General features: G+C 43.3%; 2 protein-coding genes. Both read right to left on the bottom strand.

Annotated elements, in window-relative coordinates:
* Window positions 1–74: 74 nt before the first annotated feature.
* Window positions 75–8,837: a cadherin repeat domain-containing protein gene (locus tag BUQ91_RS02535; RefSeq protein ID WP_074208033.1), complete on the bottom strand. Its 8,763-nt coding sequence runs from the start codon at window positions 8,835–8,837 to the stop codon at window positions 75–77.
* Between the two features lie 371 nt (window positions 8,838–9,208).
* Window positions 9,209–15,085 carry a cadherin domain-containing protein gene (locus BUQ91_RS02530; protein ID WP_074208032.1) on the bottom strand — a complete coding sequence of 1,959 codons (5,877 nt, stop codon included), beginning with the start codon at window positions 15,083–15,085 and terminating at the stop codon, window positions 9,209–9,211.
* Between the last annotated feature and the right edge of the window lie 13 nt (window positions 15,086–15,098).

Here is a 15,098-nt window from a genome sequence, read left to right as displayed (position 1 = left end):
CGTTCAAAAATAGAAATTTCTCATACGAAAAAATCCCGAGCGGTGCTCGGGATTTTCTCACTTAAAGCTAAGCGTTACTTTTTCTTTTCGTTGGACTTCTTTTTGTCGTCCTTCTTGTCTTCTTTCTTATCTTCCTTCTTAGAAGATTCAGAAGACTTTTCGTTGCCGCGTAACACCGGGCGTCTGTAACCGAAGCGCTTGAGCATTTCGTCGCTAGACTTCAGCACATCGCCAACCTTGGACTTGTCTACCGGCGGCACAACGCAACGCTGTGTAGAACGGATATCGACCTTGGTCTTAACGATGTACGGACCCGTACCATAGAGACGACCGTTCTTATCTCTCAATTCACCGTTGATATCCGGCTTCATTTCGAAGAAGAACTTCACGAGACCAGCCTTGTCGACCATTTCCGGATCTTCGATATCGTAGTCGAAGCGATACTTGTCAACGAACTGACCGCCAGTCGTGTAGAACCAGAGAGTCACGCGAGCCGTTGTGGAGTAGAGCAAAGCCTTGCTGTAGTCCTTACCCAAATCTTTCTTGAATTCGGCAGAGCAATACTTTTCAACGTATTCTTCCACAGTAGCCTTTTCACTATTGTCAGCATCGACACCATCCAACGGAATCATGTTGCCGTTGATGATAATATCGTCCAACGTAGCAAGGCCACCCACAGCGCTTACGAGAGGCACCTTCATGTCAACCGTAACCGTCGGGCCAATATGACCTTCGTAACCCGGATAAGGTTCTTCGCCAGAGCCCTTCTTAGTGTCTTTCTTAAAGCCCTTGATAACTTCCTTTTCGGTCTGAGTCGTCGGGTTCAAGATAGATACTGCATACTTCTGATTTTCTTCAGGCGGATTGTTATCGTAATACTTTCTCACAGAGTCTATCGAAACGATAACCATCGGTTCTTCGAGGTTGATATTGACATCCTTCGCCTTCTTCATCATCACCTGAATTTCAGCGATAGTTTCGTTACCAGCCTTGTCACGATAGATACGCTTGATGCGGTTCACGCCCTTGTTGAGGCTCTGGAACTTCAAAGTATCCTGCTTTACGCAGTTCTTTTCGTCACCATCGACAGCAATGCACCAGTCCACATCAACATAGTTTGCATAGACCACATCACCATCAGCCGGAGTCAAGATCTTCACAATCGGAGCACGCTTGTCGAGCACCATGAACACCGACTTGTCGGCAGAGTTGCCATACTTGTTGGTGTAGGTGTAAGTCACGAGGTAACCCTTGTCACCTTCTTCGTTAGAAGGAATCTTACCCTTTTCATCAATAGCGTAAGAGACCGTAGTCTTGTTGCCATCTTTACCCTTAGCATCGTAAGTCACCGTAAAGGCGCCCACGCCAGTCTTCAAATCAACAGCGTCTTCATCCTTGTCGCTGCTGCTAGAAGAGCTCTTCGGGATGTTGACCAGCAAGTTACCTTCGGAGTCACCGTACAAGATCTTGCCCGTTTCGGCATCGGCCTTGTAAGAAACCGTCACAGACTGACCCTTCACATCCACGACCTTAGAGACTTCAATCACGTCGATCTTCTTCTTTTCGCCGTTTTCGTCAATAACAGTCGTCTTGATGACTTCACCCTTGTCATCGGTGTAGTAAGAAACCGTCACAGAGTCACCGTTAATAACCTTATTATAAGAGACCTTGGTCTTGTCGCCAATCGGCTTCGTCTTGACATCGGACTTCGGATTCTTTTCAAGCGTAATCTCGGACTTGGAGATTTCCACCATTTCCTTCACGGTCTTATCAGACACAGCCACAGTATCCAAGACAACAGTCACCTTGAACTTGTCTTTGTACTTAGAGCCAGCATCTTTATAAGCGGTGTCAATAACAGAGACTTCGACATCCTTAGTCTTGTTGTTCACATAAACAGAAGAGTCCTTCTTGTCTACGTTTTCAACAATCGTATAGATGTTTTCGGCAATCACCTTGATCTTATCGGCATCGATATCGACAATCGGAGCGGCTGTGCTGTAGCACACTTCGATAGTATCGGCACCTTCGACGTCCTTATCCGGAGCCTTATACTTCTTGATAATGTACTGGCAGCCTTCCTTCAAGGAATCGAGGCTAGACTTGGTCTTGCCATCCTGAGTCCATTCCACCGTAATAACAGGCTGATTCGTGTAAATCGGCTTGTCCTTCGGCGGCTTGATATAGACGGAGTCACCGGCTTCGACGCGAGTAATCTCGACAACAGACTTTTCGATGACGTTACCAACCTTGATAGTAATATCAGTCGTATCCTTGAATTCGCCATCCGTCACATAGACCTTGATGACATAGCTCTTTTCGGATTCGTAATCGAGATCGCCCTTCAAGACAACGTCGCCATTCGTCTTGATTTCGAACTTTTCATTTTCGTCAACAGGATAGAACTTCAAATCGTTGAACTTCGGATTCTTTGTATCCGGATCCTTGGCTTCGATCGGTCCCTTCTTGGTACCAGGCTTGGAATCTTCCGGGAATGTGAATTCCTGCGGAGTAATCTTTGGCGGTTCGTTCACGTCAATGACCTTGATAACGATGTCATCGCTAAATTCAAGACCGTCAACATCCTTGACAGTCACCTTGATGGTGAACTTCTGCATCTTTTCGTAGTCAATATTAGCACCTTCCTTGACTCGAATTTCGCCATTCGGCTTTACAGTCACATACGGGCTTTCTTCGGTAAGCGAGAAGAGGAATTCAGAATCACCATCCGGGTCGGTAGCCTTAATGACACCAATCAAAGAATCAGCAGGAGAATTTTCATAGACGCTAAATTCCTTGGTTGTGATTTCAGGAACTTCCGGTTCATCCTTCAAGTTAATCGTAATCGTAGTCTTAGTGGTAAGCTTCGGATACTTCGTCTTATTTCTATCAGACAAAGCGACATCCAATTCGAACGTACGAATCGTTTCCTTTTCGTAGTCAAAGTCACGCTTAGCCTTGATCTTGCCATCTTCGGTAATCGTGAACAAATCGGTATCGCCACCCACAGCGCTGAACACGTTATCGATAAAGGCCTTGGAAGTATCGATATCATCCGGATAAAGTTTGCCAACGACATACCCCTCACCCTTATTTTCATAGAGCGAGAAGACCTTGTTACCCGAAATCATCGGCATTTCGTTCACGTCAATAATATTGATGGTCTTTTCCACCTTAGCGGTAAGATTATCAGTATCCATCACTTCGACAGTGATCTTGTGGACATGCTTATTGGTTTCGTAATTGAGCTTAGAAGCATCCTTCACAATAAGGCAGAGGCTGTCGCTCTTCATCTTGGCATCAAAGATGCGATCGGCATCCGTATTGCCAACATCCGTCACGTAAGCGACGAGAGTTGCAAGCTGGCCCTTATCTTCATCCTTGACCAAGTAGCACTTGATTTCCTTACCGTTCGGAGTATTATTATCGACAGTATTTTCTTCAACATCATAGCTCTTCTTACCATCATCGACAATTTCCGGACCATCCGGATCATCAATCAAGTTGATGGTCACAAGCGTCGTTGCCGTGTAATTTACAAAGTCCGTTCTTCCGATTGAAGCACCATAAGATTTACCATTATCCGTAGCCTTGGCCACGATCTGGTACTGTTTCTTCTTTTCGAAGTTCAAAGAACTTGTATTCAAGTAAATCTTACCATCATCAATCTTGAAGGCAGCAGCATCCTTAGAGTCTTCAACATAATCCTCAATTGCATACGTGAGCTTGCTCCATGTATCTTCATCATCGGCAACAACAGAGCCAATGAATTCGCCAATCGGAGCGTTTTCATGGACTTCGAATACATATTCACTTTCTGCGTAGGTCGGCTTATCGTTCACGTCATTAATCTTAATCGTGACATCGACATAAGAAGTAAGTGTCGGATCATCACCATCTGTAGCAACAACGCGAACAGAATATTCGTCCTTCTTTTCATAGTTCAAGTCACCATTCACCTTGATGGTTCCCGTCGTTTTGTCGATAGAGAACGACTTGTAATCATCGGCAGCAACGTCGGTAGCCTCAAGCGAATAAGTCGGCTTTTTGCACGTATTGCTATTCTTGCAATCGTCATCATTGGCTGTTACAACACCAACCTTAGTTCCTGTAGCAGAGTTTTCATCGACAGCCAATTCAGGAACATCCGGGAATTCTGGAGTTTCTTTAACATTCGTAACTTTAACCGTAACAGGAACTTTCTTTTTGAACTTCTTATCCGTCACAACGGCATAGAATTCATAAATATTCTTGAGTTCGTAATCAAGCTTTGCAGACTTGGAGACAGAAATTTCACCAGTGCTACCGTTGATATCGAACGGAGCGGCTTCGTCACCTTCGAGCGAGAAGTAAAGCGTTCCAAACCTAGCGTTATAAATATCCGGGTCAGTAGCTTCTGCAGTACCCACGATAGCTTCCTTGGCAACATTTTCTGCAACCTCGAAATCATAAGCAGGCTTTGTAAACGCAGGTTCCTCGTTCACGTCAATAATCTGAATTCTAGTATCTTGCTCAGGATACTTCGTTCTTACTTCAGTATCAACAATAGTCAAAGTGATATCGAACGCAGCTTCAGATGCTGTTTTATCGTAAAGGTCTTCGTAATTGATACCAGCCTTTGTCTTGATAACAAACGTACTCAAATGAGTTGTCTTGTCGGTTTTACCCACCTGAACGACTTCGAAAAGCTTTGCTGCATCACGAGTTGCAGTAGCATTGTTATCCGTTATGGTAATCTGCAATTCATCAAGGTCAATATCATCTTCGTCATAGACGACAATCTGCTTGCCTTGCAATGCAGTACCCTTATCTACATTTTCTTCAACTTCGTACGGGTTCGTCAGCACCTTGAATTCGGAAGGTCTATTGACATCCGTAACATTAATAACAATAGTCTTTGTTGCAGACAGAGCCGGATAAATCAGTTTTCCTTCATCATCAAAGAGCTTCGGATTGTCAACAACCTTCACAATGCACTTATATTGCTTCTGCTTGGTATAGTCAAGCTTTTGACCGTCAGCAACCGTAAATACGCCCGTATTGGGATTGAGTTCAAACGGGAAGTCCGTACTACCATTGACTTCAAGAACTTCGTCAACCTTATAAGTCAACTTGTTGAAGCCTGCAGGATGCACAGAACCATAAGCATTATCCTGGTCCGTTGCAGTCACTTTACCAAATTCGCCATCATCAATTGTGAACGATTCAGGTACAGTAAGCGGGGCGGCAGTCGTAATTTCCGGTTTTTCATTAACGTCAGTGACGGTAATTCCCATGGTAATCAAGGCTTCTACATCGAAACCATTAGCATCTTCACCAGAAGCAACAACAACAACTTTATATGTCGTTTTATCCTTTGTTTTATCCTTCGAATAAAGGGCTTCGAAATCCAGTTTTGTCGGGTCCTTTACCTTAACAATAGCTTTGCCAGCAGTCGTAGTGATAGCAAAAATACCGTTCGCATTAGCTGAAGCTTCCTGGTCTATCTTGAAGCTAACCTTTCCAACAATTTTTTCGAGTTTTTCTCTGATTTCATCGTTTTCAGCCTTTATCTTTTCAAGAATTTCCACAAAGTCTACAACTGTTTCGCCTTCACCGGTATTTTCTTCAACAGTAACATCGCCTTCGTATTCTGTCGAGAGCTTCGGTTCTTCAATATTATCGATATTCACAACAACCTCAGCATCGGCAGTAAACGTACCATCGGAAACCGTCACCACAAACGTATACTGATGCGAGCCAGATTCATAGTCAAATTCATCGTTAGTGGACAAGGCTCCCGTATTTTTGTTTACGGTAAACTTCTTATAATCGGTTCCTGTGTTTTTGCCCGGAATAATCTGATAAGTCAAATTGTTAAAGGAATCATTATTGGAATAGACGTCGTCATCGGCATAGATATCAAGATCCGAGCCTTCTACACGAGCCACTTTACTGCAATCCAACGGATTATTTTCATCATCCTTATATTGAACAGCACAAACAGGGCTTCCAATCGGAGAATGTTCATTCAAGTAGAACGTTCCACCCTTTGCAGAAACCTTTTCATTGACATCCTTAACGGCGATATTCGTCGTCTTGGAAACAGAGAGACCTGCAGCATCCTTGACAGTAACCGTAGCCTGATACGTTGCATTGCCCTTGTTCTTAATGAAGAGCTTTTCGTAATCAAGCAAAGCGCCATCCTTTACATTGATATTCACCGTTCTTGTACCATTGGCATTTTTAGCTTCCTTAAGCACAAAGATAGCAGACAAGTTCTTTGTAGCAGTCGTAGCATCAACGGCACCAGTCAAAGCACCCGTCAAAGTATAAGTCAATGCATCACCAGCATCAGGGTCAAAGACCGTAAACGTACCAACAGTTTTTCCTGTTGCCGTATTTTCATCGACAGAATATTCATTTACCAGAACCAGATTTTCAGGGCCTTCATTGACATCTGTAATTTTCACGGTAATAGTAGCCGTAGCTGTAAGTTCGCCATCAGAAACCTGGACCTTCAATGTATAGGTCGGCGTAGTTTCGTAATCAAGGACGCTACCATCCGTAATAACAAGTTCGTTAGAGCCGTTGTTAAACTTAAACGGAACACCCGTAGTGATAATGCTATAGGTCAACGGATCACCGTCAGGATCACTTGCCGTGGTGACCTTACCAACGCTCGTACCTGCCGGCCAAATTTTTCCGTTAGACTGCTTTTCAGGTTTCGTGAATGTTTGATTTCCGATAGTCGGAGGATCATTTTCGTTCTTAATCGTAACCGTAATCTTAAATTGTGCAGAAGTCAGCGGACCGTTCACAGCCTTTGTTTCTGTAGCAGCATCATCTGTAACAGTTGCATAAACAACATACTTGTTCTTTTGGCTGTAATTAATCACCGCATTGTTCTTGACCTTGATTGTTGCATTCTGATTGCTCAATTTGCTGATTTCAAACAGGCTGTTGAATGCAGCATAGTCACTGCCAGATACATTAACCAGTTTATAGGTATAAGTATCTGTGTTTCTTTCATTAGAAACATCTGTAACGACAATCGGGCCGCCAGCGACAACATGATCCAATTCGTTCACGGTGAACACTGCATCGGCAACAGTCGGCTTGTCATTGACCGGGATAACGTTCACGGTAGCCGTGTATTCCGTAGATGTGTTACCACCAGCAGCGCCATCGCCAACAACTTTGTACTTAAACGTGGTGTAGTTATTACCAAATTCATTGGCAGCAGCCTGATATGTAAGCTTGCCAAGGTCAGCAACAGCAACAGTTATACCCGAACCAGCAGAAGTAAGTTTTGTACCATTCAAAACCAAGGAACCCTTATTCGGAAGGCTGGTTATAATAACAGAAGCAAAATTTTGTGTAGCATGCTGGAACTGGAATTCAGCTTTAGTGAATGTATGCTTTTCATCTTCATTAACATCAAATTTAAGGGCAGTCTTAACCGTTGGGAATTCATCGTTACTTACAATGTAAATTTTGTATCCAAGACCGTTTTCATAATCACTAGATAATTCAGCGCCTTCAATATTATTAACCTGGAACCACAAAGCTTCATCATTTTCAACAAGGCCATCAATCAAAGGCTTGAAATAGATTCCTTTAGCCTTTGTTTCGCCTGCTGGAATTTTTCCTTTTCCAACCTTCTTACCGCATATAGGGAAATCATGATCAGCATCGGTCTCAGCAACATCCTGATATCCAGCGTATTTACCTTCGACACCAGTTGCGGATTGGAATTCAAAGCAATAATCAAAGGTTACTTCCTTTTCAGATTCACCATCCAAAACGATGTCAAGAGTGTACCAAGATGTGCTTTCCTTTAGTTTCTTTGAGTTATTATCGACAACAAGCTTTGGAGTCGGATGAACGGGTGTAAAAGTAAAGTTCTTGGCATCAATTTCATTACCGATAACAATTTTATTTGCAATAAATTGACCAGAAACAATCATATTGCATTTCATAGTAAGCGTACCATTACTAACCAGGGTACCCATAATTTGAACGTTATCAATATTTTCGAAAGTAATGTCACCATCGACATATATCACCAAGTTGCCTTTATATTCCGAAGGAGCGAGATCCTTGCCAGCGACAGGATCACGGACCACAATTTCCGGATGTGTTTTCAAATTCAGGCTCTTAGTAAAGATACGTGCAATTTGCTTTTCAGGGATTGAAATAGCGAGACGACTATCATTTTGGAAATCAATAGAGCTATAATACAAGTCACAAGTACCACCAGAGCATGCAGAACTTACATCAAGAAGCGTTCTTTTGTTAGAATTATTACCTACAGAGAGAGATCCACCCCATGTAACGCCACTCAAAGTCGGAACCTTAATGTTCGAGCGATAGTCCGGAATAATCGAAGGATCACATAGACCAGTCGATTCAGTCATGCTACAAGTATGGACTCCATTACGGACTATAGCTCCATTTGAACCGCCCACACGAACAGGGCCTGTCAAAATTTCAAAATTCTGACCACTATTGGTAATGCTGCCACCAACAACAATAGGGCCATCAAGCCATCCGCCATCACCCACTGAAGAGAGATTCTTCACTGTACCTACAGCACCAAGCGTCAACAAATCGATGTCTGCAGGATAACTCATTGTAGATTTATCGAAATACTTTGGATCGTAAAAACCAGGTCTGTTACCTAGTTCAATACCATTAGTACCCCAAAGCTTATACTGGGTCAGGTAATTCCAGTTGTTAACATCGGTTTTAGGATCCCCAAACGTCAATGGAGCGACACCAGATTGTGCCATCGACGAAACCACACCTGTCAAAACCAGGGCTGCAGCCTTAAGACTTAACTTGCTAAACCACATATTTTATCTACGCTCCTTTTGCTACGGCAAATCGTATGCATCCAATTTGCCACAGTTTTCCCCAAGCATCCAAATACTTTCTTTAGAAATATAGTAACGCTCCATATTAATGCAACATTAATTTTTTGAAATATTACAAAAAAGAGTATCATTTTGGCAGTTTTCTGTAACAAATGTATTGTATAGAAAAGTTTATAGAATCAATAAAGCCCAAACGGCTTGTCGAGGTAGACTTTTTGACTACAAAAAAAGAATTTTTCACACAAAAAAGCCCCAGCACCGTGACCGGGGTAACAAGTTAAACAGGGCTGAGTAAATAGAAAAAGGCGGAATATCCATTCCACCTTTACAAGTTATCAACAACTAATGCGTTATTTATTCACGGGTCTTCTGTAGCCGAACGACTTAAGCATTTCATCGTTAGACTTGATGATGGCGTTCTTCTTCTTTTCTGCCTTGTCCTCGCTAACCGGCGGGAGCGTGCAGCGGAGTTTAGACGTCATCTTGACTTCGGTCTTGAAGAGGTAAGCTCCTGTGCCATAAAGACGTCCTTCTTTCGTCCTTACGTCACCATTCTTGTCCGGTTTCATTTCGAAGAAGAACTTCAGGAGCCCGGCCTCGTTCACGTAGTCTGGATCGTCAAGGTCATAATCAAAGCTGTAATGATCTGCGAACACGCCTGTGTTCGAATAGGTCCAGATATTCACCCTGATCGTTGTCCAGTACAGGTTCATCTTGCTATAGTCCGAAGTCATCGACTTCTTGAATTCATCCGTGCAGTACTTTTCGACGTATTCGCTTACAGAAATCTTCTTACCGTTAGCGGCGTCCACACCTTCCAGTGCGACCATGCCTCCAGCACTCACAATGTCGTCCAGCGTTGCCAGTCCACCCGTTGCAGTCGCAACTGGAACACGAGCGTCAACCGTGAGTGTCGGTCCGAGGTGACCTTCAAAGCCCGGATACGGTTCTTCACCGGATCCTTCGTTGGCCTTGCCCTTGATTCCTATAAGCGCTTCAGTTTCAGCCTTCTTCTTGTGGTTGTAGAATGTCACAGAATAAGTCTGGTCTTTCTTCGGAGTCTTCTTGTTCGTCTCGTAATACTTTATTACAGAATCACGATCCACAAGCGTTACCGGCTTTTCAACGCTAATATCAATATTCTTGGCGCCCTTAACCATCACAGACACGGAATCGCTAGATTCATTGCCAGCCTTGTCACGGAACACGCGGATAATCGTTTGTGCGCCATTATCAAGGCCCTGCACGCGGAGGGTATCCTGTTCAACGCCATCAACAGTCCAAATCACTTCCGCAAAGTTAGACGTAAGCACTTCGCCATCCGTCGGAGACTCAATCTTTACAACAGGTCCCTTCTGGTCGAGCACAATCAGCACCTCTTTCTTAGAAGAGTTACCGAATTTGTTCACATAGGTATAGCCAACGTTATAACCGATGTTGCCATCGCTATTCTTTGCAATCTTGCCCTTATCATCCAGGTAGTACGAAACATCAACCGTATTACCGTTCTTATCGGTGTACGTGTAAGATACTTTGTACGAACCAACAACGTCATCGCCATCGGCAGAAAGCACAGATTCGCTATCGGTAAGACCCGTCTTGAGATTTACGCGTTCACCCGAAGAAGCATCCGCGAAGTACGAGATAACCACATCCTTGCCGTTAATCTTCACAGTGTACGAGATTTCGATAACGGCGATTTCCTTAGTCTTGCCATCGGAGGTTACCACAGTGCGCTTGACGTCGTTACCCTTGCTATCGGTGTAGTAAGAGACCGTCACGTTCACGCCATTGATTGTTTCGGTATAGGTGTTCTTGTTGTAAGAACCATTTTCAGGAGTCGTGGTGATTCCCGAAGACGGATTGCTCTTGCGAGATGTCTTGGTATCGGCAAGAGTCTGAACATTCTTGAAATCCTTCGACGAAACAGAAATCGTATCCAGTTCCAGATTCACGTTAAACGACTTCGTGACCTTGGCTGCAGTATCCTTAACCGTCACCTTGATGTTGTTCTTCTTTTCGTTCACGTAAATGGCGGAATCGTTCTTTGTAGCCTTTTCAACGACAGTGTAAATGTTGTCTGCAGTAACATCTTCGCCATTTGCAGTCACGGTCACAATCGGAGCAGCCGTGCTATAGCAAATGACTACCGTATCGACACCCGGATCGTTCTTGGTCGGATCCTTGAACGTCTTGATAACGGTATTGCAGCCCAACTTCAACGTATCAGTGCTGTTTTTCAACTTATTGTCTGCAGTCCATTCAATATCCACGATTTTATCATTCACGAAAACAGAATCCGGCTTGATATACACAGAATCTTTGTTTTCAACGCGCGTAATTTCGACAATGGACTTTTCGTAAACGTCCTTCACCTTGATAACAACATTTTTGGTCGAAGTGAGCGTCTTATCGTTCTTGTCTGTTACACGAACCTTAATCACGTAGATAGAGTCAGCTTCGTAATCAATCGGCTTGAGAAGAATGACGTCACCATTTGGCTGCACGGAGAATATTTCGCTATTGTCGATATTTTCGTAGACATTATCGCGGAAATCAGCATTCTTGACATCCGGATCGTCCTTGTCGGTCTTGACCGTTTCAAACGGTTTCTTGATTTCCTGATTTTCCTTGACATAAATCGTATCTACGTTAATAGACGGGGCTTCGTTCACATCAACAACCTTGATGGTTACCGTAGTATCAGAGTGGCAACCCTTCCATTTTTCTTCATACGATTCTTCCGTAGTCGAATTCGGGCAATGTTCATCCTTGATACGAACCTTGAACGAATAAGACTCTGTCTTTTCGTAATCGAGTTTCGCAGTTGAAGTAACGGTGAACACACCTGTAAGCGGATCCAAGTAGAATTCATTCGTCGAATGACCTTCTTTATCGCCATCCATAATGTAATAGCTGAATGTGATATCAGGTCCATCCGTATCGAAACCATCAAGATTATTCTTGAGTTCCGTTTTAGCAGGATCGCTTTCCAAAACAGTGAATACCGTTTCTTTCAAGAACGGAGGTTCGTTCACGTTACGGAGCGTAACCGTAATCGTACCCGTTGCGGTAAGGTTCTTATCACCAGCGTCCTTGATTACAATGGAGAGTTCGTAAGTATGTTCTTCCGTTTCGTAGTCAAATGCGCGAGTTGTCTTAAGGAGACCCGTATCTTCATCGAGATCAAAGCCCTTGTCATCGCAATCAAGGCATTCAAACTTGTTGTTGCGGAACTTCGAAGCCGTATCGAGGTCATCGAAAGTAAGCGTACCAACGATAGCACCCTTCACATGTTCATCGAACGCAAGCGTCGTGGTCGGTTCAACAAAGACAGGCTTTTCGTTCACATCCTTCAATGTGATAGTCACAGTAGCCTTATCGGTTTGAACAATCTGGCCTGCAACACCGGATTCATCCGAGGCTATAACTTCCAAGCTATAGGAGCTCTTTGTTTCATAATCAAGAACGGCACCAGCAGCCACCGTAATAACGCCCGTAGTTGGATCGATTACAAACGTATTCGTTTCATCGACCAAGCTGTAAGTAATGACGGCGCCCACCTGCGTGGTTATAGCATTGATAGCGTGGTCCATTTTAACAGCCGTAGTTGCAACGGAGTTTTCGTCAATGGTTCCATTGTAAGCAGCATAATCGAACTTCGGACCATCATCAACATCGGTTACAACAACCTTGAATGTCTTATCTTCATAGAGATCCGGATAAACAAAGTTGCCATCACCATCCTTATTTTTATCGCGGACTCTCACAACAATTTCATATTCTTGCTTTACTTCGTAATCAAGGACAACGCCTTTTTTCGGCTTAATCTGACCACCGGTAGTAATATCAAATATATCGCTATCACCACCGACGATAGCCAGTTCGTTATTAATAAACTCATTCGTGTTATACTTGTCTGTATCATCATAAAGAACATCATCAGACGAGAACGAAGCATTTTCGGCAATTTCGATTACATCTGTTTTATTGGTGAAGTAAGGCTTTTCATTTTCATCACCAACATTCACCTTAAATGTAGCCTGAGAGCAGAGCTGAACACTGTACGAGCCAGCCCTAGTATCGCAGACTTCAACTTTAATAGTGTACGATGTTTTCGATTCCACCCATTCTTCGTAATCGAGCGGATCAACAGTGCTCTTCAGAGTCACAACACCCGACGTAAGCCCAATATCAAACATATCCTTGGCATTACCACCGGTGATTTCGAAAGTAAAGCTATCGTTTTCATCGTCAGAAGCCTTGATGGTACCAGCCTTTGCCTTTGTTGCGTTTTCAGGAACAGTCAGCTTAATCTTGTCCACATCAATAAAGTGAGGCGGTTTGTTATCATCGTCGATCAACTTCACAGGAATACCGCCATCGAATCGGCCACCCGAAATCGTAGCGCCGTTCATATTCGTAATTTTGAACAACATCCATTCATCGGATTCGAGAACACCATCCAACTTGACCTTAATATAGGGCATCGTTGCTGCTGTCGGATAACGAGTGTTCTTGGCAATAACGACATGTCCGCTTTCGCCTTTCGAGCAAAGCGGCATAGGATGCGTTTTGTCATCCAAATCAAGGTCTGCAATCTCAGCAAATTCACGACCGGCATTAACCCAGCTTGCAGGCTTTTCGACATCAAGACCGAAGAACGCCAAGCAGTAATCGAAACTCACCTCTGTATGTGCGGTATCCGTTAGGTAGAAATTCATGTCATACCAAACAGTCTCGCTTTCCTTGAACACATCACTAGAAAAGATATCGGACTTGATTTCTGCGGCGTTAAACGGAACATAGTGGAACTCGCCATTAACATCAGATTCAAACTTAAGGGTCTTACCTGCAATCAACTGCCCTGCAATGTTAATATGATCCTCGATGGTAAAATTACCAGCGGTCATGAACGTACCCTGATAATGAATATTAACCATTGCATCCCAATTAACATCAACCGGTGTATAGAACAAAAGATTACCAGCATAATTCGAATCTGCTACTGGATTTATGTTAAGTTTATCTAGATTATGCCATCCTGTTTCTTTTTCCCAATAGGGTTTATCTTCAGATACTTTCCAACGACTAGTTGAAGGATCCCATTCAGGCTCATTAAGGTTTTCCCACATTTGAGTCGATGAATTCCAAACAGCATTTTCATTCGCAATAGCAACCTGTATTCTCAAATCATTTGCAGAACCCATGACATTAAAGCCATCTCTAGAGAAAATACGGGTCAAGCGCCCTGTTTTTTTATTGGCGTTCCACTTATTCGATGGCATCACGATATAAATAATTAGCCCCGTCGATCCACTTGCTCTAAGATCTTCTACATACTGATCATACCAAACTTTTTTGGGACTTTGTTTCAAATCAGTTTCTGTTATGGGCGGGACATGAACAAAAACAATGTTCCCTACATTAGCAGAAACATCTATAGCGGGTCCCCAATTCGAGGGGGTTTGCATTAGAGGAACGGAAAGCTCCTTTTCTGGTCGAGGAACATCTGTAGGACAATTATTTTTTTTATTTGGATCTGTTGTTGAAAAAGTCCCATCGAGATTTACAGCAGCTTGATAATTACTAGGAAGATCTAAAGCCCAATCCGCATAAACTTTTCCTTCTTTTCTATTTACGTCATCTTTAATTTCATTATGAGCATTTTCGATAAAGCGATTTAGCGTCCAGACATAGTCACCCGTTTGAGTGTCTTTATCTGGCGAGTTAAAAATAATCGGGCCTTCAAAGCAGATATTGCCATCATATCGAGCATCAGAAGCTTTATACCACCCTGGTAGATTAAGGTTTCTTGCATAAATCGAACCTCCAATCAAGGAATCTCTTGTCGCATCGCCCATCGCAAAAACAAGATCTCGACCAGAAACAATCGGGCCACCAAGAGTATGATGATTGGTATTGAAAACAATGTCACCCGTAGCTGAGCCTGTATAGCCGCTAGGATCAGCAATCCTAAAATTGCCTTTGTTAAAAATAACAGACTCGGTTCCCCAGAGCTTATACTTCATAAGCTCGTTCCAAAGGCTCTGGTTTTCATTTTCATCCGTTATGACAGAACCATTCTTTACAAAATAAAGCGGTTCCAACAAAACGGTATCGCGTTCAATTGCCGGTTCTTCTTCTGCCGAAGCGGAGACTGCCAACCCTAGTGCAGCTGCAACCGTACTCAAAACTGTTCTCAAAAAAATATTTCCTTTTTTCATAACAGACCCCAAC

This window comes from Fibrobacter sp. UWB11, assembly GCF_900143015.1.
Classification (GTDB): Bacteria; Fibrobacterota; Fibrobacteria; order Fibrobacterales; family Fibrobacteraceae; genus Fibrobacter.
This window is presented reverse-complemented; position numbering and strand designations above follow the sequence as displayed.

Excerpts from the sequence above, each read along its gene's own strand:
- BUQ91_RS02535 (WP_074208033.1), bottom strand. The coding sequence starts at position 8,837 with ATGTGGTTTAGCAAGTTAAGTCTTAAGGCTGCAGCCCTGGTTTTGACA.
- BUQ91_RS02530 (WP_074208032.1), bottom strand. The coding sequence starts at position 15,085 with ATGAAAAAAGGAAATATTTTTTTGAGAACAGTTTTGAGTACGGTTGCA.